The following is a 21,427-nucleotide window of genomic DNA, read 5'->3' on the forward strand; positions in this document are numbered from 1 at the left end:
TCTAGAACTGGTTCTTCCACATCATGCTCTCTACCGGCTTATCCGGCTGTCCGCTGTATTTGGCATTGCCTTTCTGGTTGTATTTGACCGCGATCTCTCCATCCACAGGGAAATAGATGAGCTGGCCGATGGGCATACCTTTGTACACACGCACAGGCTGTTTGCAGGAGATCTCTAGCGTCCAGTTGCCGCAGAAACCCACATCACCCTTGCCCGCGGTGGCATGTATGTCAATGCCCAACCGGCCGGTAGATGATTTACCTTCCAGAAAAGGAACATGCGAATGGGTTTCGGTATATTCCTGGGTTACACCAAGATAAAATGCATGGGGCTGCAATACAAAACCTTCATCAGGTATTTCGAAATATTCGATCTTATTGTGTTTTTTGGCATCCAGTTCTGCATTCACATAAGTGGCCAGCCATTTTCCCAGGTGCACATCATAGCTGTTGCTGCCCAGGTCGGCACGGTTAAAAGGTTCTATCTTGATGCTGCCCTTTTCCATTTCTTCCAGTATGCGTGAATCTGTGAGGATCATTCTTTGTACTTTTATCTAATTGAGCGCTTATATTATGTAAGCCCTGCAATCTAAATGCTAAATTGCTGCAGTGCCGCTGTTTTATCAACAAGATATCAACCCAACTACCAGGCTGGCCGTCTGGAAGATCGAAGAAGAAGCCATTTTTTTCCTGAAGGCAGTGCCACTGGGAAGAGAGATCACTCATCCGCATAAACGCTTACAGCACCTGGCCGGCCGTTACCTGCTGCCATTCCTGTTTCCGGATTTTCCCAGTAAGGAAATCGAGATCGCCGACACCCGCAAACCTTTTTTACCCGGTGAACAATACCATTTCTCCATCTCTCACTGCAGCAAATATGCCGCAGCCATCGTGAGCAGTGCGGAAAGGGTGGGGGTAGATATTGAAGAGATCACGGAAAGGGTGCAAAAGATCCAACACAAATTCCTGCATCCGGAAGAACTGGCATTTGTGCAGGGATATCCCGCTGACCAGCAAACCCGCTTACTGACCCTTTTGTGGAGTTGCAAGGAAGCCCTGTTCAAATGGTGGGGCTATGGTGATGTCGATTTCAGTGAAGTATTGCGGATTGACCCCTTTACACTTTCTGATAGTGGAACCATTCAGGCAAGATTTGTGAAAAAGGAACTGAACATTCCTTTATTGATCCAGTACCGGATCATGGGGACTGTTTGTTTGGCGTGGGGGAGGGCAATGAGCAATGAGTGGATGAGTGAATGAGTGAATGATAGAATGTTTTTTAGTCGTCGAAGCGGTTGGGGGTTTTGGTTTTGGGGACGAACATGAGATTTTTCTGGAGCATTACTTTTAATTGCCGTTTTACGAGTTGTCCCATGGTCCTTGCCTTTTTGAAATAGGTGGGGTTGTGGAAATGTTCGGATAATTCCTGTTTCAGCTGTTCGATCTTCTCAGGTTTGGAGATATCATCGTATGCCATGATATCCAGGATTTCCTTCATCCGGTAACGGGCGGATACAAGTCGGAAAGTCATCATGGTCCTTTCTTCTGCCTGGTATTGCGCAATGGATTTGGCATCCAGGTGTTTGGCCACAATATCCACCAATGGTTTGTTCTCCTTGAAGAACTGCGGCAGGTACAGGTTCTTTCTTCCTTCGTAAGATTGCTGATCAAAATCAATGGCACGGATACGGTATTGGTAATCTTCAATATCGGGTGTGATATTGACCACGAAATTATACGCACGCATATCGCCGAGCAGGTGTACAAAACAGCGTTCGTTGAATTTTACGAACTCTTTGGCCAGGCGTATCTGGTTGGTGTTGGGATCCTGAAGGTAATCGTGTATAAAGATATCTCCGGGTATACCGGGTATATGCTCTTCTATCAGGGTCTCCTTATCGGTGAAATAGGTCATCCGGTTGGGGGAGAGCAGGTGTTCCAGTTCCAGTCCGTAAATACGGCTGGCATCGGCTTTCTTGATATAATAGTGATCGTAATTATCGTTGAACTTGTTCACGATGCGGATACGGAAGGGCTGACTGTTCCCGAAAAAACAGAAATCGATCCTTGCCACATCCAGGTGGTTGATGAAACTGAGGTCGCCCTCGGTTTTCAGGATGGCGTAGATGCGTACCAGGTTCTCGCGCAGGAATTCCCACTCGTGCATGTCGTACGAAACTTTTTCCCAGGCGGTCTCCTTGCCGTATTTGTCTTTTAACGGAACGGTGTAGGTGAAGCGCTGGAGGTCGGCATAACTCACCGGCAGTTTCACTTCCCGCCCATATTTCACCAGGTACTGGCGCAGGTCATCGTTTACGGGGAAGATGGGTTTCTTCTTCGAAGGGCGGTCGGGCTGTGCAGATGGGTCGATATGGTTGAAGGGATTACTCAAGTAATAAAGGGTCTGTGTCTTCGATCAGGTTCAGGTTAATAGCATCGGCGCCGGCAATCCCTTCCACCGAGCCTTTGATATGGGCTGCGTTCAGCAATACTTTCTCAAGTTGTTTCTCACGGGCTTTCCAGAGTTTTTCCATGGCATCCCTTTCGCGCTGGATGCTTAGTTTCATGCTCATGAAACCTTCGCGGATGGCTTTCCACTGTTCGCTGAATTCACTGCCAGTGAGGTAATCGTAGAGCATGTGCATTTTGTCGCCCTTGTTGTCCTGGCTTTTTTTGGCATCGGCTATTTTCAGCAAAGCGTTCCTTAATAAAAGCGCCACGCTTCTCACTTCTGTAAAACTGCAGATATATACGCCTTCTTTTTCGCCAAAGCGGTCCATGTCTTTAGGGAAAGCCTGCGTAACGATCACCGCCACATCGGCGCCAAGTGTGCGCATATCGGCTTTCAGTTTCTCTATCCATTCGTTGGAGAAATCTTTGGTGCGTTTGCTTTCGTAAATGATCTTACCCGCTTCGTTGCCAAACTGGTTGCGTACGGTTTGGGTGCAATCGGCACCACGCACCCCTTTGCCCACTTCTTCGATCTTGTCGAAGGGGAAAGTGGCCTGCAGCAATTCCTCCAGCATCAGTTCCTGTACCTCACCCTGTAACTGCATACTTCCCTGTTCGGATTTACGGCGCATTTCTTCGGCCAGTTTTTTCTGGTCGTCCAGCTGCTTTTCCAGTTCTTTCATGCGTAGCTGGTATTCCTGTTCTTTCAGGCTTAATTTTTCCGCTTCCTCTTTCTGCAGCTGTTCTTTCAGCTTCTCTCTTTCCTCCAGCAATTGTTTCTGAACCGTGAGTTGCAGTTCTTCTTCCTTGGTTTTCAGGGCCTGCTCTTTCTGCAGGAATTCGAGTTGTTGCTTGCGGGCCTCTTTCAGTTTCTCTTCATTTTCGGCGGCCGTCTGCTGCAGCATTTTCAACTGGTTCTCAAAATCGGTGACCACTGATTTGCGGATCCCTTCTTCCAGCTTCTTTTTTTCAGCTTCTATCTGTTTGCGGTTCTCCTCGTCTTTGGCCTGCAGTTGCAGCAGCAGACTGTTCTCCTTCAGCCTGAATTCCTCGTCTTTTTTCTTCTGCCAGTCGGCCATCTTACCGCGCAGCTCTTTCTGGATCTCCTCACGCATGGAATCGCCGGGTTCGAACTGGGTATTGCAGTTGGGACAGGTGATGATAAAACTCGACATGGACTATTTTTTTACAAAGTAAGCTTAAGCGTTGAAAACAAAAAAACCGGCTCAAAATGAGCCGGTTCAGTGCGGAAGAGGAGATTCGAACTCCCACGCCCGGTAAAAGGCGCTACCACCTCAAAGTAGTGCGTCTACCAATTTCGCCACCTCCGCATCTTTGGGAACGCAAATGTAAAGCAAACAGGGAAATTTTGCCGAAGATTCACAGATTTTAATTGAATGTACCTGTGAATCCATGGCCCCTAAGGGATTACATTCTTTCGGGAACCCGGATACCCAGCACGCTCATCCCGTTTTTGATGGTCTGGGCCGTAAGTTGTGATAACTGCAAACGAAGCGCCTTTTTTTCAGGTGTCTCCGCATTGGCTATCGAATGTTCGGTATAAAACGAGTTAAAGGTCTTAGCCAGGTTGAACACGAAGATGGCCACTTTGGATGGGTCATGTTCCTGGGCTGCATCCTGTAACACGGTGGGGAACATTTCCAGGTGAATGGAGAGTTCTTTTTCCAGGGGCAGGAGCGGACCCTGTTCCCGGATGCCGGTCACCGGTTCGGCTTTGCGCAGGATGCTTTTGATCCTGGCATGCGTATATTGAATGAATGGCCCGGTAAAACCATGGAAGTCGATGCTTTCCTCGGGATTGAAGACCATTTTCTTCTTGGGATCCACACGCAGCAGGAAAAACTTCAGGGCACCCAGGCCAATGGTGTCGTATAATTCCTGTAATTCCTCTTCTGTAAAATCTTTCACCTTGCCCAGTTCCTCTGTTTTCTGGCGGGCTATGTTCACCATTTCTTCCACCAGGTCATCGGCATCCACTACGGTGCCTTCCCGGCTTTTCATTTTACCGGTAGGCAGTTCCACCATACCATAACTGAGGTGATAAATGCCATCAGCCGAAGGCAGTCCCAGTTTCTGACAGATCAGTTTCAATACCTTAAAATGATAGTTCTGTTCATCACCCACCACATAAATGCTTTGTTTGGCATTGAACTCTTTCTGCTTCTGTTCCGCCAGGCCAATATCCTGTGTGATGTATACAGAAGTACCGTCTTTTCTGCGTACCAGTTTTTCATCCAGTCCGTCAGCTGTAAGATCGATCCACACACTGCCATCGGGTTTCTGGTAGAACACATTTTTGGCCAGACCGGTCTCTACCAGGTCTTTACCCAGCAAATAGGTATCGCTTTCGTAATAGGTCTTGTCGAAATCGCTGCCGATGCGCTGGTAAGTGGCATCAAAACCCTCATACACCCAGCTGTTCATGGTGCGCCAGAGTTCCATCACTTCGGGTTTGCCGGCTTCCCAGTCGAGCAGCATCTGCTGGGTGGCCAGCATGATGGGTGCGGTCTTTTCTGCTTCTTCGTCCAGTTTGCCCTTGGCTTTCAGCTCTTCTACCTGGCGTTTGTATTCGTCGTTGAACTTCACATAATAGTCGCCCACAAAATGATCGCCCTTGGTATGGGTGGAAGCGGGTGTGGCGCCATTGCCAAACAGCTGCCAGGCGATCATACTTTTGCAGATATGGATGCCCCTGTCGTTCACGATGCAGGTCTTCACCACATCGTTACCGTTGGCCTTTAAAATTTCTGCGATGCTCCTTCCCAGGAAATTATTCCTGAGATGCCCCAGGTGCAGCGGTTTATTGGTGTTGGGAGAAGAGTATTCCACCATCACTTTCTCACCATTCGGTTTCGCATGACCAAAATCCGTATTGCTGTATTGCCCGTTGATGAACTGCAACCAATAAGCATCCGCAACCGTCAGGTTCAGGAAACCTTTGATCACATTATACGCAGTAAAAAGATCCGGGTGGGTCGATACGATCTGTTGCCCCAGTTCCTGTCCCAATGCATCTGGCGATTTTTTCAGTTGTTTCACAAAAGCGAACAGCACTACGGTATAGTCGCCTTCAAATTCAGGTTTGGTGGCATTTACCAATACATCGCCGGCTGCCAGTTCTACCTGGTATAACTGGTGAATAGCGGCTGCGGTAACTTCTTTTATCCTGGTAACAACGCTCATTTCTTAACATTTTCGGCTGGCAAAAGTAATTAATTAACCCCTACCTTCGCCAGCATTATGCGAAAGCTGCATGATAGTACCCGTGGCCTGATATTGGGCGTTGTGGACCTTTTTTACCCACTGTTTCGCCGTTTCATGCCTTTGCAGACCTTCCGGTATGCAGCCTGCGGTGGTTTCAACACCTGCCTGGACATTGCCCTTTTCTTTGTTTCCTACAATTTTATATTGAAGAAGCAGATCATCCATATTGGGTTCCTGAGCATTGGCCCGCACATTGCGGCATTTCTGATCGGCTTCTGTGTCACGTTCCCCATCGGGTTTTACCTGAGCCGTTACGTGGTGTTCCAGGAAACATCGGTAGGTAAGCGCAAGCAGCTGGGTAAATATTTCATGGTGGTACTTGGCTGCCTGTTCCTCAATTATACTTTTCTGAAACTCTTTGTGGAAGTGTTCAAATGGTATCCCACACCTTCCAAACTGGTCACTACGGTCTTTGTGGTGGCTTTCAGTTATTTTTCTCAGAAGAACTACACTTTCAAAGCCGCGCGGGTATAGCTGTTAGCGGTTTCAGGTAAAACTGCAGGGTAGCCAATCCTTTGTTCTCTGCATGTACAATGTGTATCCGGTGTTCTCCCGCCGACAGTCTGATCTGCTTGCGGTGATGTGTATTCTCATCCAGTTCTGTGTACTTGCTATCCCATGCGTTGATCAGTTCCTGGTCGTCGATGAATACTTTCACATAGTCGTCAGCGGTAATGCCCAGTTCATAGGTATCGGAGGGGACTCTCATTTTCGTGGTAGCTACGGTGGCAAAAGAATCTGCAGGTAATCCCTTGCCAACAGCTCCCCACCAGGTATAATCGATGTTAGCTGTTGTGGCCGTATGAAAGGCTGGCTGTTCAAACAGGGTGCTGAATGTCTGGTAATCTTTGGCCGGATCATGTTCCGCATCCCAGCGGTACCAGTTCACGGTCCACTGTGCCTGTGGCGCAAATTCCCGATAGCTGAATATATGCGCCTGGGCACTGTCCTGCCATTTGCCAAACTGATCGCGGTAAGCTGGCCCTTTGTAAAGTAAACGGATATATCGATCAGCCTGTGCACTGTCTGCTCTCGCAGTTACAGTTGCCGGAAAATGGTTGGTATCAATAGAAATGATCCTGAACCCTGAGACCTGTTCTGCTTCCCAGGTTCCATTGGGGCCCAGTATCTCGAAATGGTACAGACCAGTATTGTCCACATCTTTCAGCCATACCAGTGGGTAGCGGAAATCATAAGGCCCCCATTCCGTAATGCGTATCTCCTGTTTGCCCTGTGGCAGCAGGGTAGCGGGCATACTGGTGGCTTTGATGGTTTTGAGCCGTTCATCCGGCTGGTATTCCATATCCAGAATGTCTGCGTCGCGGGAAGTGTCTATGTTTTCTGCACGGTCACCTAATACCAGGGTTTCGTCCACCAGCAGTTTGGTATTGCCGCTGAATACCACTGTATCGGTTCCCATGATATCGAAAGCTTTTGGGGTAGCAGTAAAACGGTTGGCGGCTATCCAGTAGTTACGGCTGTCGGTATTTCTTTTCCGGGCATAGGTCCAGTCGGCAGGCTGTTTCTCGCGCGACCATAATTTCACACCGGTCTGGTCGTTCTGAAAACCGTTGAGTACGATGTTGATGTTCTGTCCATGTTCGATGGCAATGCCGATGCGGTTATTGGCGAAGACATTGTCGGTGATATCGGTGTCGTAGCTATATCCGCCCCAGATGCCATGGTCACAGTCTTTGATGGTGTTCTTCATGATCAGGTTCCGGCTGAATGTGACTTCCACGCCGTTGGTGGGTGCGTAAGAGAAATCGTTACCGTAGATAAAATTATCATTACACCCACCTTCGCCTGTATCCATAGTGGTTTGACCGGCCCAGAGGAAAAAACCATCGCCACTGTGCGTGGCTGTGTTATAGGCAAAAATATTATCGCTGCTTTGTTCAAATACCAGGAATCCGGCGCTGTCCTGTCCGCGTTTGTATTTACAGTGACTATAGCCGCGAACGTTATAGTCAACGCGGTTATGGTAGATCCTGTTGTGACTGCTTCTGTACAGACCAATGCCGATAGCGGAGTTGAAGGAGAAATCATTATCCGATATGGTCGCTTTTTCGCAGCGCGTCATCATCAGGGCGCATTGCCCGCCGGTAACGATATTATTGGTGATCACTGCCGATCTGCAATTCACCAGGTACAGGGCGGCGCCATAACGCAGCCATTCATTTTTTTCGTTGTGGTGATAACTCATCCAGTCACTGATATCTTCCCGCTCACGGTTGCTCTGCAGGTGCTGGCGCCAGTTATAGCTCAGGTCACAATGATCGATGGTGAGATTGTCGACACTGTCTGCGAGTATGGCCACTTTATAGCCATGTATGAAGGCGTTCTTGATGATGATGTTTTTCGAGCCTTTTTTTACCAGCACAGCAAGCCCGTAAAATTCATCCGGCCTGCTTTTATCGCCTGAACCCTGCAGAATTGCCTGGTTAAAATCAACCGTGATATTATTGCCTTCAATGGTCAATAAAGGTTTACTGATGTCTGCAGCTGCTGATAAGGTATATGACCGCTGGTTGATCGTGACAGAGTTCCTGATCAACATACCGGGTGTAAGATCAATGGTATTGGCGAGCAGACAGAGCGGAAACAGGGCAGCCAGTAAAGCTGTGATCATTCCTTTCATAGCTTTAAAGATAAGCAATGCAGTATGCAGGGGAACCCTGGAGTTGGTAAAGATTTATTAAATACAGTGCCTGTCAGAACTGGAAGCGTACACTTCCGAATATGCCGAAATCATTGGTGCGGGACTTGAATAATGCCGGGTTCATGCCCGGTGGTATATTGCGCAAAGGTGCAAAACGCCATACCAGGTCGATCCTGAGCAGTTTAAAGATATTCTCAAAACCGGTTCCCAATTCTGTATAAAATCCGCCGCGCAAGGAACGCATGCGGTATTCATAGTAATAGTCCTGTATGTTTAAACGCCTGTTTTCGTCTGAAAGATTTCCCCAGACAGATTTTACGTTCCAGAACTGGCGCATATTAGTCTTGCGCATAAAGGGCAACAGGTTGATCAGTTTTTTCTCAAGATTGTGTTCTACATTGATACCAACAAATTTATCGCTGATGTATTCGAAGCGGTTCATCAGGTTAAAAGACTGTTTGTTGTAATAGTAGATCTCATTACCCGGATGTATCTCAAGTACCATGAACGGCAGGGCTTCTTTGGAAAAGACCTGTCCGCCATAGATCATGTAATTGAGCTTGCCCCAACGCGGGATACGGGCATTTTGGGTGATATTTGCCCCCAACCGCAGGTATTGGTAATTGGAACCAAAAAGGTTTTCAATGCTCCAGGCGGTTCTGGCTTCAAAAACGGGCATATTACTTTTCAGCCTGATCTCTTTACGGTGACGAGCAAAGGTTCTCTCGCCGGGTGCATAACGTAAGCGTAAGCCCAATTCTGAGTTTACAATATTGTTTTGCGAAACATGATTCAGCAATGATCGGGTAGTTGGCAGTGGGTTAAAGGTTTCGTAGGCCGTACGCGTAAAAAAAGGCTGTACCGAAAATTTGTTCTTCCATTCTTTGGTGACTGCCAGTTTTACTTCTTCCACACCCAGGAATTTCTGCCGGATGCCCTGTCTGCGTATCAGCTGGCTGAAGATATTGTCGGTAGTGATATCCTCATCATTATAACGGGTACGGCCATTGTCCAGGTCATGTGTATACGAACCAAACAGGGTAATGCCATGGTCGCTCGGTAGCTTGAAGGTAATATCGCCCCGGCCTTTCCATCTGCCGTCTTTGAAACCATAGGCCAGGTATCCATGCAGTCGCAGGTATTTGCTGAATTGTTCCGTGGTGCCCAGGTCAAAACGAAGGCGTATTTTCTCCAGCTGATTTCCGCTGATCCATTTAAACCAGGGACCAATCTCAACCGCTCCCAGTTTTTTATGACCATCAAAAATGAAAGTGATGGCTTTGGTATACTTGATGAAAGCCGGTACGGTCTTTATCGTATCCATCATCCGGTAAACTTTCTTTTCATTGGTGCTCAGCTCTTCATGGCGCTGTTCTTCCCAGAAATTACTGTCTTTCTCCCTTGCATTTTCCGCAACCACCACTTCCTCTTTCTGATTATTTGAGGCCAGCTTGCGTTCAATGGTGGAATCGTTCACGCGGACATTCCGGTAGGTACTGGTTCTCCTGGCAATGAAAGAGAGTTTTTCCTTTCCAAATGGCGTAAAGTCAATTACCGCTTTGTCTTTGGCAAACATCCAGGCACTATCGGCACGCAATGCAAACTCCTGTACAATACTTAACCGGTTTACATAATTGATATTAGCCGTGGAAGAGATGTTCAGGTTGATCTTATAAATGCCCCAGTTACCCCCATGTATCCAGCAATCCCCGCTGAATGTGTTCTCTCCCTCTCTTTTTGGAGTGAACAACAAGTGCAGGTAGCGTTGTCCGCCAATGTACTGGGTGTCGGCACCCTTGTAGTTATAGTATTTATCGCCCACATCGCTCAGCGGACTGATGAATTCCTTGCCAAGGGCATTGGTATAATTCTCGTATACATTGATCTTCTGATTCATGCCACCGATGAATTGCAGCATGCTCTCATTTTTCATACCGTCTGTTTTGGCCGCTTTGATCTCTTCTCGTACACGGTGGGGGGATACGGAATAGTAGTAGTCAGACAAAGCCTCTGTCATATACACCGGCAGGAAGGGTTTCTGGTCAGAAACGCTGTCTATATTGTCCAGCAGGAACAGGAAGGGCTTCAGCAGTTTTTTGTCGGTAAAATATTGACGGCTGACATTGTTGATGTCGAGCTCCATTTTGTTGTACAGCTCGTAGGCGTAGTTCTCGTATTTATATGGATTGTTGCGCGTTTTATTGGCCACAATGGCTTTCCACCAGCGCAGGCCCTTGTTGAATTTGGATTTCACCTCTACGGTATTGGCCAGCTTCAGTTCACGCATCACCAATACCAAGTGAGCAGTGTCTTTATATGTATTCGATACTCTTTTGTATACGTCGGCAAAACCCACATAACTGACCACGAGGGTATCAATGGGGTGGTGGCTTAAGCGGAGGGTAAATTGTCCTGCACTGTCGGTAGTGGTTCCTGCACCTGCCCTTTTCCAGTAAATACTGGCAAAAGGAACGGTCTCCTTGGTAAAATCATTGATCACAATACCGCGCAGGTTACCCCTTTGCTGCCCCTGTGCAAGAGTGCAGCAAAACATGAGGCTCATGCATACGAATGCTTTCAGGAATTGGGGTACAGCTATACTCACACAAGGATTTTACCGGGGGTTACAAACAGACCTGGTTTTACAAAGGATTGGATGCTATGTCAGGTTATCCGGCCAACGGCACTGATAACCACGGTCTTAAAACTAAGGTTTTTCCCTGTTACACAAAAATCAATCTGCCAATACTTCTCCCCGTTAGTCCCAGCCCCTGAAATACTGTAAGAAGGGCGGTACAGAGGCTGACAATTTTGCATTTTTACGTGGGATGGCATGAGGATTGACACATAAATGCTGATTAATAAACTGAAATTCAATAGTTATGGGCAAAATAATTGGAATTGACCTCGGTACAACCAACAGTTGTGTAGCCGTTATGGAAGGTAATGAGCCGGTAGTGATCGCCAATGATGAAGGGCGTAGAACCACCCCTTCGGTAGTGGCATTCCTCAAGAATGGTGAGCGTAAGGTAGGCGATCCGGCCAAAAGGCAGGCGATCACCAACCCGCATAACACCATCAGCAGTGTGAAACGTTTTATGGGTCGCCGTTACGACGAAGTGACTGAAGAGATCAGCCACTGGAGCTATAAAGTTGCCAAGGGTGACAATAATACCGTTCGTGTGGCCATTGAAGACCGCCTGTATACTCCACAGGAGATCTCTGCCATGATCCTTCAGAAGATGAAGAAAACAGCTGAAGATTACCTGGGACAGGAAGTGTCAGAAGCGGTGATCACCGTTCCTGCCTATTTTAACGATGCGCAGCGTCAGGCTACCAAAGAAGCCGGAGAGATTGCCGGATTGACCGTTCGCAGGATTGTGAATGAACCTACTGCAGCAGCCTTGGCCTACGGCCTCGATAAGAAACATGCCGATCAGAAGATCGCCGTGTTCGACCTGGGTGGTGGTACTTTCGATATCTCTATCCTGGAATTGGGCGACGGGGTGTTTGAAGTGAAATCAACCAATGGTGATACACACCTCGGTGGTGATGACTTTGATAAAGTGATCATGGACTGGCTGGCTGATGAATTCAAATCACAGGAAGCCATTGACCTGCGTAAAGATCCGATGGCATTGCAGCGTTTGAAAGAAGCTGCTGAAAAAGCAAAGATCGAGTTGAGCTCTTCTTCTGAAACAGAGATCAACCTGCCTTATATCACTGCAGTGGATGGTGTGCCTAAACACCTGGTACTGAAACTGAGCCGCGCCAAATTTGAGCAGCTGGCAGATAAATTATTCGCACGTTGCCTGAAACCCTGCGAGGAAGCATTGAAAGATGCTGGTTACAGCACATCACAGATCGATGAAGTGATCCTGGTGGGTGGTTCAACCCGTATCCCGAAAGTGCAGGAGATCGTTGAGAAATTCTTCGGCAAGAAACCCAATAAGGGGGTAAACCCGGATGAAGTGGTTGCCTTGGGCGCTGCTATCCAGGGTGCGGTATTGACCGGTGAAGTAAAAGATGTATTGCTGCTGGACGTTACCCCGCTGAGCCTGGGTATCGAGACCATGGGCGGTGTCATGACAACCATGATCCCATCCAATACTACGATCCCCACCAAGAAAACAGAAGTGTTCTCTACCGCCAGCGATAACCAGCCGGGTGTACAGATCCACGTACTGCAGGGAGAGCGTCCTATGGCCAACCAGAATAAAAGCCTGGGTATGTTCAACCTTGATGGTATTCCACCGGCACCACGCGGTGTTCCGCAGATCGAAGTGATCTTTGATATCGATGCCAATGGTATGTTGCATGTAAGTGCCAAAGACAAGGGTACCGGAAAAGAGCAGAAGATCCGTATCGAAGCCGGTAGCGGTCTGAGCAAGGAAGAAGTGGAGAAAATGAAGGCCGAAGCAAAAGCCAATGAAGCTGCCGATAAGGAAGCCCGTGAGAAAGTAGAAAAACTGAACCAGGCCGATAGCATGATCTTCCAGACAGAGAAACAATTCAAAGAGTTTGGAGATAAGATCTCTGCAGATAAGAAAGCACCGATCGAAGCGGCACTGGCTAAGCTGAAAGAAGCACACAAGAACCAGGACATTGCGGGTGTTGATGCGGCCATGGCCGAGATGAACACTGCCTGGACAGCAGCCAGCGAAGAGATCTACAAAGCACAGGCTGAGTCTGCACAAGGTGCAGGTGCACAACCCGGCGCTGATCAGCAGGCTGGTTCACAGGCCCAGAATAATGATACGGTGGAAGATGCACAATTTGAAGAAGTGAAGTAAAAGAAATAGCACAAATACCTGAAAGCCTCCGCATACAGCGGGGGCTTTTTATATGTCCGGGCGGGCCGGATTTACTGAAATGAAGTATTGAGCCCCGACGGCTTTGATTTACTTAACCAAGCCTGAGGAAGATTGCGCGTTTCGTAACAACCGGCCTCATTTATTGCAGGTTTTGTAAATCTTTTAAAAACGATCCCATTCATCAAAAATCATATTGCAGGATAGGGGAGAGCGGTACCTTTGCGTTGTAAACCTCCTGTGTATCAGGTGGTTAAAAAAGGAGGCGTTATGTACTATCTTACTGAAAGATGTGTAACGGCAAACAAGACGAATCCGGTTCTGAATGAGACCGCTGATTTGTCCACCAATCCATCCATGCGAACCCCAATGGCTGAATTGCCGCATCAAAGGGAAGCCATATTCTCACAGGCCGATCTCTGGAACATGCAGAAACACGTGAGAACGATCCATGTAACCGATCGTTTCCCCAGGACCTGGGAAGGAATTTGATGAACCTGTCGACCTGCGCTGGAATGATTGCTAGATAACGGGTGTAGCGAAACACCCGGGGGATGGCTGCTATTCCGTAATTTTAACGATAGTTGTCCACTGTCAATCATTTACTTATGTCCAGACTGTTTGATCCCCTCTCTATCCGTTCCGTAACGTTCCCCAACCGTATTGCCGTATCGCCCATGTGCGAATATTCTGCTGAAGATGGTTTTGCCAACGACTGGCACCTGGTACACCTGGGTAGCCGGGCTGTAGGCGGTGCCGGACTGATCATCGTGGAAGCTACGGCAGTGGCTCCCGAAGGAAGGATCACTCCCTTTGACCTTGGCCTCTGGAAGGATGAGCAGGTAGCTCCCCTTGCCCGCATTACCCGGTTCATCAAAGAACAGGGATCCGTTCCGGGTATCCAGTTGGCGCATGCCGGAAGAAAAGCCAGTTGCGCAGAACCCTGGAAAGGTGGTGGGCAATTAAGTTTGGAAGAGGGCGGATGGCAAACGGTGGCGCCCAGCGCTGTTCCCTTTGCGGAAGGAACCCTGGCACCGAAAGACATGAGCGTTGCTGCTATTGAGCAACTGCTACTTGATTTTGCAGCAGCAGCCAAACGGGCAAAACAGGCCGGTTTTGAAGTGGTGGAGATACATGCGGCACATGGATACCTCTTACATGAATTTTATTCTCCTTTGAGTAATATCCGCACCGATGCTTATGGCGGCAGCTTTGAAAACCGTATCCGTTTATTACTGGAAGTGGTGGCTGCGGTGAAAACCGAATGGCCCAAAGAACTGCCATTGTTTGTACGTATATCTGCTACTGACTGGACAGAAGGCGGCTGGACAATAGCCGATAGCATTGCACTTGCACAGCGGTTGCAAAAAGCAGGTGTCGATCTGATCGACTGTTCTTCAGGCGGCAATATTGCCCATGCAAAAATTCCCGTTGGTCCGGGATACCAGGTGCCATTTGCCGCAGCGATCCGAAAAGAAACGGGTTTGCTTACCGGAGCGGTAGGACTTATTACCGAACCCGGGCAGGCAGATGCGATCATTGCCGGAGAAGAAGCTGACCTGGTACTGATCGCCAGGGAATCACTTCGTGATCCTTATTTTCCTTTACATGCGGCATCGCAACTGAACCAGTCCATCGTCTGGCCAAAACAATACATGCGGGCAAGAAAATAAGGTTACTGATATCATCAGCAGATCATTCCACCATTCTCAGGTAAAGCTGTTCCACTTTTTTTCTTGCCCAGGGTGTTTTACGCAGAAATTTCAGACTGGAATTCATGCTGGGGTTGTTGGTGAAACAATTGATGGGGATATGGTGCCCCAATGTCTCCCATCCAAAATGCGCCACCAGTTCGGTAAGGATCATTTGCAGGGTCTTGCCATGCAGCGGGTCGTTGGGATGATGTTCCATAGAAGAATAGCAGACTGTAATATTAGCCATTATTTGATAAAACCGATCCGTTGCCTTTTCTGAAAGGTCTCCTCCCGCTGTTTCTGTTCTACCAGGTAGTTCAGTGCCTGGTAGATCTCTTTGAACTGCTGGTGATTACTGTTCTCCAGCTGTGCCAGTTTTTCTGCCAGTTCCTTGTATTGCATCGCCATCTGCCGGAGTGCGATGAACGCTCTTACAATAGTGATATTCATGACAATGGCTTTCTCACTTCGTAAAGTGCCTGCCAGCATGGTCACCCCATGTTCGGTGAATGCATAAGGCAGTTTGCGGGCACCTCCCCAACTTGAAGTAACAATTTGTGACTTCAAGTTGTTGTACTCTGCCTGCGTTAACTGAAACATGAAATCTGCCGGAAAACGGGCAAGGTTCCTTTTCACAGCCTGGTTAAGCACTTTGGTCTCAACGGCATATAAGATGGCCAGGTCAAAATCGAGCATGACCCTTTCGCCCCTGATCTCATATATTTTTTGCTGGATAATGGTTGCTTCCATTTTTAGCAGTAAGATAAACGGACCCTCTAAAGAATTCATTGCCTGTGGTAAATACCTGGTATAAATACTTGTGATTCAGCACATGGGAAAAACGTACCGACGATTGTTACCGGTATATTTTTCCGTTGATCAAGTACCTGTTGACATTTGCCATGATTCCTGTTATCTTGTTATCCTGTTCTGACCATATACTCACTCCAAAATCCATTCGTATGAAAAAAATGATCTTCCTGTTGTCATCAGTGCTGCTATTCTCTTTCTCAACAGCAGATACCAGTCTGACCAAAGAAGAAAGGAAACTGGCCGCTGATTTTCTTACCGATACCAAAAATGGTATCAGGGATGCCATCCAGGGCCTGAGCCTGGCCCAGCTTACGTTTAAACCCGCTCCGGATAAGTGGAGTGTGGAAGACTGCCTCAAACATATTGCCATGAGCGAGCAGATGTTATGGGGAATGGTAGAAGCAAGTCTCAAGAACCCGGTTGCCCCTGAAAAAAGAAGTGAAGTGAAGTTCAGGGACGAGCAGGTCATAAAGAATGTTGAGGACCGGAGTACCAAGGCCAAAACCTTTGCTCCCCTGGAACCGGTGAATACACCTTTCAAATCTGCAGCAGAAGCGATGGCTTCATTCAGTAAGGACCGCGATAAGCTGATCGGGTATGTGACCACCACAAATGATGACCTGCGTGACCGCGTCAATCAATTGCCGATGGGTGTGTACGACAGTTACCAGATGATCCTCTTCATCGGGGCACATAGTAACCGCCACATGCAACAGATCAATGAAGTGAAAGCCGATCCGGCTTTCCCGAAACAATAGGCCTGCCACAAAAGAAAAAATCCCGCTGTTCAGCGGGATTTTTTTATGGAACATGGTCAGTTCTTTTCTGATTAACCTGCTACCTGTTTGCGGATGATGTTCAGTGCAGCACCGGCTTTGAACCACTCGATCTGTTGTTCGTTGTACGTGTGGTTGGCCATGATGGTGTCTTTGCTGCCATCTGCATGTGTGAATACCAGGGTCAATGGTGTGCCGGGTGTAAAGCTGGTCAGTCCAATGATATCGATGGTATCATCTTCCTGGATCTTATCGTAATCAGCTTTATCCGCAAATGTGAGCGCCAGCATACCTTGTTTCTTCAGGTTGGTCTCGTGGATACGGGCAAATGATTTTACCAGGATCGCACGTACACCCAGGAAACGGGGTTCCATAGCCGCGTGTTCGCGTGAGCTGCCTTCACCATAGTTCTCATCACCAACCACGATGCTTCCTACGCCAGCTGCTTTGTAGGCACGCTGGGTGGCAGGTACGGGACCGTATTCGCCGGTAAGCTGGTTCTTAACATTGTCTGTTTTTTCGTTGTAGAAATTCACAGCACCGATCAGCATGTTATTGCTGATATTGTCGAGGTGACCGCGGAATTTCAACCAGGGACCTGCCATACTGATATGGTCGGTGGTACATTTTCCTTTGGCTTTGATAAGCAGTTTCAAACCTTTCAGGTCAGTGCCTTCCCACGCGGCAAAGGGTGCGAGCAGTTGTAAACGTTTGCTGTCCGGAGCAACGGCCACTGTTACGCCACTGCCGTCGGCAGCAGGTGCCTGGTAACCGGGATCGTCTACGGCAAAACCTTTTACCGGTAATTCAAAACCGCTTGGGGCATCCAGTTTTACCTGTTCGCCCTTATCGTTGGTCAGGGTATCGGTCAAAGGATTGAAGTTCAGGTCGCCGGCAATGGCCAATGCGGTAACCAGTTCTGGTGAACCCACAAAGGCAAAAGTGTTCGGGTTACCATCGGCACGTTTGGCAAAGTTGCGGTTGAAGCTGTGAACGATGGTGTTCTTTTCTTTTTTCTCGGCACCTACACGGTCCCACATACCAATACAGGGTCCGCAGGCATTGGCAAATACTTTGGCACCGATATTATTGAATACATCCAGGAAACCATCGCGTTCAACGGTAAAACGTACCTGCTCTGAACCGGGTGTGATGGTGAACTCACTTTTCAGGGTGAGGCCTTTTTCTTTCACCTGTCTTGCCAGGCTTACTGCGCGGCTGATATCTTCATAAGAACTGTTGGTACAGCTTCCGATCAGACCCACTTCAATTTTGGTGGGCCAGCCATTGGCGGCAGCAGCTTCTTTCATTTTTGAGATAGGAGTGGCCAGGTCCGGAGTGAATGGTCCGTTCAGGTGTGGTTCCAGTTCGCTCAGGTTGATCTCGATCACTTCGTCGAAATATTTCTTCGGATCTGCATATACTTCCGGATCTGCGTTCAGGTAAGCGGCAATTCCATCGGCCATGCTGGCAACTTCTTCGCGGCCGGTGGCTTTCAGGTAACGGCTCATGCTGTCGTCGTAACCGAAGGTAGAAGTGGTGGCACCGATCTCGGCACCCATATTACAGATGGTTCCTTTACCGGTACAGCTCATGCTGGTGGCACCTTCACCAAAATATTCCACAATAGCACCGGTTCCGCCTTTTACGGTAAGGATACCTGCTACTTTCAGGATCACATCTTTCGGAGCGGTCCAGCCGTTCAGTTTTCCGGTCAGTTTCACACCAATCAGTTTGGGCCATTTCAGTTCCCATGGCAGACCCGCCATTACATCACAGGCATCAGCACCACCTACGCCGATAGCGATCATCCCCAGACCACCCGCATTCACCGTGTGTGAATCGGTTCCGATCATCATACCGCCGGGGAATGCGTAGTTCTCCAGTACCACCTGGTGAATGATACCCGCACCGGGTTTCCAGAACCCGATACCATATTTGTTGGATACAGATGCAAGGAAGTCGTATACTTCTTTGCTCTCCGTGTTGGCTACCTGCAGGTCCTGCCTGGCTTCCACTTTGGCCGTGATCAGGTGATCACAGTGTACGGTAGAAGGAACCGCCACTTTGGGGCGGCCTGCCTGCATGAACTGCAACAATGCCATCTGTGCGGTCGCATCCTGCATGGCCACGCGGTCGGGTGCAAAATCTACATAACTTTTGCCTCTTTCAAAACCCGCCAGTTTCTGGTCGGCGTGCAGGTGGGCAAACAATATTTTTTCGCTCAGTGTCAACGGCCGTCCCAGCGCCTTACGGGCAGCGTCTACCTTGGCAGGTATTCCGGCGTACACTTTTTTGATCATTTCAATGTCAAAAGCCATATGTGTTAATTTAGAATTTGTATGATATCTGCTGCTGAACACTGCATGCCGGACGCCTGTCGCCAGGTATACAGAAGGGAACCTTTGTCAAGCGTTACGCAATGATGCGTTCGCTTTTGAGTCGCGAATTTACGAAAAATCGGGCGGGCATTAACACAGTTTTTGAACTTTTATTAGCCTTATTTGTCTAATTTGCATAAAGATTTCAGCACCCCCGGCAAATCAAACCAATGTTATGCAAAAGATCAGAGAATTTCTGGAAATGAGCGCTTTTGGCGTTTGTTCTAAAATTGGCGAAAAACTGGGTATTGCTTCCTCCAAGATCCGGTTGTGGTTTATTTACATCAGTTTTCTCACCATGGGCTCCCCATTGGTGGTCTATATGATCCTGGCTTTCTGGATCAATATCAAGAATTATATCCTCGCAGGAAGAAGAAATCCGATCAGGAACTGGTAGGCAGTTCAATGAATGAATGAGTGGATGAGTGAATGAGTGAATGAGTGAATGAGTGAATGAGTGAATGATTTACCGGGGGATCACAGTACTGCTTTTCTTAAGGTTACCAGTTTTTCCAATAAGGGTTCCAGCAGCTCGAGGCGTAGCATGTTGGCGCCATCGCTTTTGGCTACGGCGGGGTTGGGGTGGGTTTCTATGAAGAGACCATCTGCGCCGGCGGCAATGGCTGCTTTGGCAATGGTTCCGATCAGTTGTGGGTTTCCTCCCGTTATGCCTGAAGTCTGATTCGGCTGCTGCAGGGCATGGGTGCAATCCATGATCACGGGTACCCGGTTCTCCTGCATCCAGGGTATGTTCCGATAATCCACTACCAGGTCCTGGTAACCAAAAGTATTCCCCCTTTCTGTGAGCATCACCTGCTCGTTCCCGGCCAATTTGATCTTGTCTACGGCAAATTTCATCGACGGGCCACTCAGGAACTGCCCTTTTTTCACATTCACGACCTTACCGGTCTCGGCGGCAGCCACCAGCAGGTCCGTCTGGCGACAAAGGAACGCCGGTATCTGTAAAATATCGATATACGGCGCGGCCATAGCCGCTTCTTCATGCGCATGGATATCGGAAGTGGTGGGCAATTGATAAGTGGTGCCCACTTTTTTGATCAGGCTCAGTCCATTGTCATCCCCGATGCCGGTAAAAGAACTGGCGCTGGTACGGTTGGCTTTTCGGTAACTGGCTTTGAATACATAGGGTATTTCCAGCCGCTTGCAGATGCCTGATACCTTATCAGCAATCTCCATCACCAGTTCTTCGCTTTCCACCACACAGGGGCCGGCGATCAGGAAAAAATTATCCGGGTTGTATGACTGTGACTGGAATAACTGAGTAAGGTAGCCTGGCAACATGGGGATAGATTGAGTGTGGGGCAAATTTAGGCATTTCGTCCTGATAGAGAAAGGAGAATATGAACGATGGTGCAGGTGCTTGTTAAACGATTCAGCATTCCATATTCAGTATTCAATATTCGATATTCATTCGTTTCTTTGCCGGGATAAAAAGATTGCCATGTCTATTGTAAAAGAGAAGATCCTCGTGATCGGTGCTTCGGGCCAGATCGGGGTGGAATTAACGCTTGCCCTTCGGAAAAAATACGGAAATAACAATGTGGTTGCTTCGGACCTGCGCGAAGAGAATCCTCTGTTGAAAGGCACCGGGCCATATGTGAGCCTTGATGTGATGAATAAGGAAATGCTGCATGTTCAGGTGATCCGACAGAACATCACGCAGATCTACCTGTTAGCAGCGATCTTATCTGCCACGGGCGAAAAAAATCCCAATCTTGCCTGGCACCTCAATATGCAGGGCCTGCTGAATGTGCTGGATATCGCGCGTGAAGAGAGCCTGCACAAAGTATACTGGCCCAGCAGTATTGCGGTGTTCGGCCCCACATCTCCCAAACAGCAATGTCCGCAGCAGACCGTGATAGAACCCATCACTGTATACGGTATCAGTAAATACGCCGGTGAATTCTGGTGTAATTACTACCACAACCGTTATGGGGTGGATGTGCGCAGTATCCGGTATCCCGGACTCATCAGCTACAAATCGGAACCAGGCGGAGGTACCACTGATTATGCAGTGGAGATCTATGGCGAAGCCATCGAACGTAAGAAATACAAATGTTTTTTACAGGAAGATACCTACCTGCCCATGATGTACATGCCGGATGCGATCCGCGCCACACTGGAGCTGATGGATGCTCCAGTCGATAAGATCTCGATACGTACTTCGTATAATATTTCAGGTATGAGTTTTGCGCCAAGGGAAATTGCGGCTGAGATACAGAAACATATCCCTGATTTTGTCATGAGTTATGCCCCCGATTACCGCCAGGCCATTGCCGATAGCTGGCCGCAGAGCATTGACGACAGTGTAGCCAACCGCGACTGGGGCTGGAAAGCAGAGTATGACCTTGGCAAGATGACGGTGGATATGCTGACTAATCTTAAGAAAACGAATGCTTAATTGATTAATTAGTAATTAGTAGTTAACCATTGCTTGCTGTCAGCAGGTGTCGATCAAATACAAGAAGGGCTGTTATTTCCAATGATCCGGAAATAACAGCCCTTCTTTATTGCTAATTACTAACTAATAATTA

At 48.2% G+C, this 21,427-nt stretch carries 18 protein-coding genes and 1 tRNA gene; 8 read left to right on the top strand and 11 right to left on the bottom strand.

Annotated elements, in window-relative coordinates; translation table 11 throughout:
* Position 1 precedes the first annotated feature (1 nt).
* Entirely contained in the window at positions 2–538 is a 537-nt protein-coding gene (dcd, locus tag ACH3Y6_RS07565) for a dCTP deaminase (protein WP_490834989.1), read from the bottom strand.
* A gap of 70 nt (positions 539–608) precedes the next feature.
* Between dcd and ACH3Y6_RS07570 the strand changes: the two genes are divergently transcribed.
* The gene (locus tag ACH3Y6_RS07570) at positions 609–1,259 is read left to right on the top strand and encodes a 4'-phosphopantetheinyl transferase family protein (protein WP_490834990.1); all 651 of its coding nucleotides are present in this window, start codon (positions 609–611) and stop codon (positions 1,257–1,259) included.
* Positions 1,260–1,278: 19 nt separating this feature from the next.
* Here ACH3Y6_RS07570 and ACH3Y6_RS07575 read toward each other — a convergent pair whose 3' ends face one another.
* The 4 genes from ACH3Y6_RS07575 to argS form a co-directional block, all read right to left on the bottom strand.
* The gene (locus ACH3Y6_RS07575) at positions 1,279–2,391 is read right to left on the bottom strand and encodes a hypothetical protein (protein WP_490834991.1); all 1,113 of its coding nucleotides are present in this window, start codon (positions 2,389–2,391) and stop codon (positions 1,279–1,281) included.
* Positions 2,384–3,625, bottom strand: a complete 1,242-nt coding sequence (locus ACH3Y6_RS07580; RefSeq protein WP_490834992.1) for a DUF2130 domain-containing protein — start codon at positions 3,623–3,625, stop codon at positions 2,384–2,386. The genes ACH3Y6_RS07575 and ACH3Y6_RS07580 overlap by 8 nt, the downstream gene beginning before the upstream one ends.
* A gap of 70 nt (positions 3,626–3,695) precedes the next feature.
* Positions 3,696–3,781: transfer RNA gene (locus ACH3Y6_RS07585), tRNA-Leu, on the bottom strand.
* A 97-nt stretch (positions 3,782–3,878) separates the two neighbouring features.
* Entirely contained in the window at positions 3,879–5,654 is a 1,776-nt protein-coding gene (argS, locus tag ACH3Y6_RS07590) for an arginine--tRNA ligase (RefSeq protein WP_490834993.1), read from the bottom strand.
* Between the two features lie 57 nt (positions 5,655–5,711).
* On the opposite strand from argS, the gene ACH3Y6_RS07595 reads away from it, so the two are divergent.
* Positions 5,712–6,209 carry a GtrA family protein gene (locus ACH3Y6_RS07595; RefSeq protein WP_490834994.1) on the top strand — a complete coding sequence of 166 codons (498 nt, stop codon included), beginning with the start codon at positions 5,712–5,714 and terminating at the stop codon, positions 6,207–6,209.
* Here ACH3Y6_RS07595 and ACH3Y6_RS07600 read toward each other — a convergent pair.
* Together ACH3Y6_RS07600 and ACH3Y6_RS07605 are read right to left on the bottom strand one after the other, a co-directional pair.
* The gene (locus tag ACH3Y6_RS07600) at positions 6,190–8,376 is read right to left on the bottom strand and encodes a right-handed parallel beta-helix repeat-containing protein (RefSeq protein ID WP_490834995.1); all 2,187 of its coding nucleotides are present in this window, start codon (positions 8,374–8,376) and stop codon (positions 6,190–6,192) included. The genes ACH3Y6_RS07595 and ACH3Y6_RS07600 overlap by 20 nt on opposite strands.
* 73 nt (positions 8,377–8,449) lie before the next feature.
* Positions 8,450–11,002, bottom strand: a complete 2,553-nt coding sequence (locus tag ACH3Y6_RS07605) for a DUF5686 and carboxypeptidase-like regulatory domain-containing protein (protein WP_490834996.1) — start codon at positions 11,000–11,002, stop codon at positions 8,450–8,452.
* A 277-nt stretch (positions 11,003–11,279) separates the two neighbouring features.
* Between ACH3Y6_RS07605 and dnaK the strand changes: the two genes are divergently transcribed.
* The 3 genes from dnaK (at position 11,280) to ACH3Y6_RS07620 (ending at position 14,881) form a co-directional block, all read left to right on the top strand.
* Positions 11,280–13,190: a molecular chaperone DnaK gene (gene dnaK, locus ACH3Y6_RS07610; protein WP_490834997.1), complete on the top strand. Its 1,911-nt coding sequence runs from the start codon at positions 11,280–11,282 to the stop codon at positions 13,188–13,190.
* A gap of 288 nt (positions 13,191–13,478) precedes the next feature.
* Positions 13,479–13,700 (top strand): hypothetical protein, encoded by a 222-nt coding sequence (locus tag ACH3Y6_RS07615; RefSeq protein WP_490834998.1) that lies wholly within the window; start codon positions 13,479–13,481, stop codon positions 13,698–13,700.
* A gap of 116 nt (positions 13,701–13,816) precedes the next feature.
* Positions 13,817–14,881, top strand: coding sequence for an NADH:flavin oxidoreductase/NADH oxidase (locus tag ACH3Y6_RS07620; RefSeq protein ID WP_490834999.1), 1,065 nt, complete (start codon positions 13,817–13,819; stop codon positions 14,879–14,881).
* Between the two features lie 22 nt (positions 14,882–14,903).
* On the opposite strand, the gene ACH3Y6_RS07625 is transcribed toward ACH3Y6_RS07620, so the two are convergent.
* Both ACH3Y6_RS07625 and ACH3Y6_RS07630 read right to left on the bottom strand, forming a co-directional pair.
* The gene (locus ACH3Y6_RS07625) at positions 14,904–15,149 is read right to left on the bottom strand and encodes a VF530 family protein (protein ID WP_490835000.1); all 246 of its coding nucleotides are present in this window, start codon (positions 15,147–15,149) and stop codon (positions 14,904–14,906) included.
* Complete coding sequence (locus ACH3Y6_RS07630; protein ID WP_490835001.1) at positions 15,149–15,691, bottom strand: ORF6N domain-containing protein; 543 nt, start codon at positions 15,689–15,691, stop codon at positions 15,149–15,151. The genes ACH3Y6_RS07625 and ACH3Y6_RS07630 overlap by 1 nt, the downstream gene beginning before the upstream one ends.
* Before the next feature lie 173 nt (positions 15,692–15,864).
* On the opposite strand from ACH3Y6_RS07630, the gene ACH3Y6_RS07635 reads away from it, so the two are divergent.
* Entirely contained in the window at positions 15,865–16,473 is a 609-nt protein-coding gene (locus tag ACH3Y6_RS07635) for a DinB family protein (RefSeq protein ID WP_490835002.1), read from the top strand.
* Positions 16,474–16,544: 71 nt separating this feature from the next.
* Here ACH3Y6_RS07635 and ACH3Y6_RS07640 read toward each other — a convergent pair whose 3' ends face one another.
* The gene (locus tag ACH3Y6_RS07640) at positions 16,545–18,812 is read right to left on the bottom strand and encodes an aconitate hydratase (RefSeq protein WP_490835003.1); all 2,268 of its coding nucleotides are present in this window, start codon (positions 18,810–18,812) and stop codon (positions 16,545–16,547) included.
* A 235-nt stretch (positions 18,813–19,047) separates the two neighbouring features.
* Between ACH3Y6_RS07640 and ACH3Y6_RS07645 the strand changes: the two genes are divergently transcribed.
* Entirely contained in the window at positions 19,048–19,269 is a 222-nt protein-coding gene (locus ACH3Y6_RS07645) for a PspC domain-containing protein (RefSeq protein ID WP_490835004.1), read from the top strand.
* A gap of 80 nt (positions 19,270–19,349) precedes the next feature.
* Here ACH3Y6_RS07645 and kdsA read toward each other — a convergent pair whose 3' ends face one another.
* The gene (gene kdsA, locus ACH3Y6_RS07650) at positions 19,350–20,174 is read right to left on the bottom strand and encodes a 3-deoxy-8-phosphooctulonate synthase (RefSeq protein ID WP_490835005.1); all 825 of its coding nucleotides are present in this window, start codon (positions 20,172–20,174) and stop codon (positions 19,350–19,352) included.
* Positions 20,175–20,334: 160 nt separating this feature from the next.
* Here kdsA and ACH3Y6_RS07655 point away from each other — a divergent pair, with 160 nt between their 5' ends.
* On the top strand, positions 20,335–21,294 hold the full coding sequence (locus ACH3Y6_RS07655) for an NAD-dependent epimerase/dehydratase family protein (protein WP_490835006.1): 960 nt from the start codon (positions 20,335–20,337) through the stop codon (positions 21,292–21,294).
* Positions 21,295–21,427: the final 133 nt, after the last annotated feature.

Source organism: Sediminibacterium sp. FW305-C-269 (assembly GCF_058231045.1).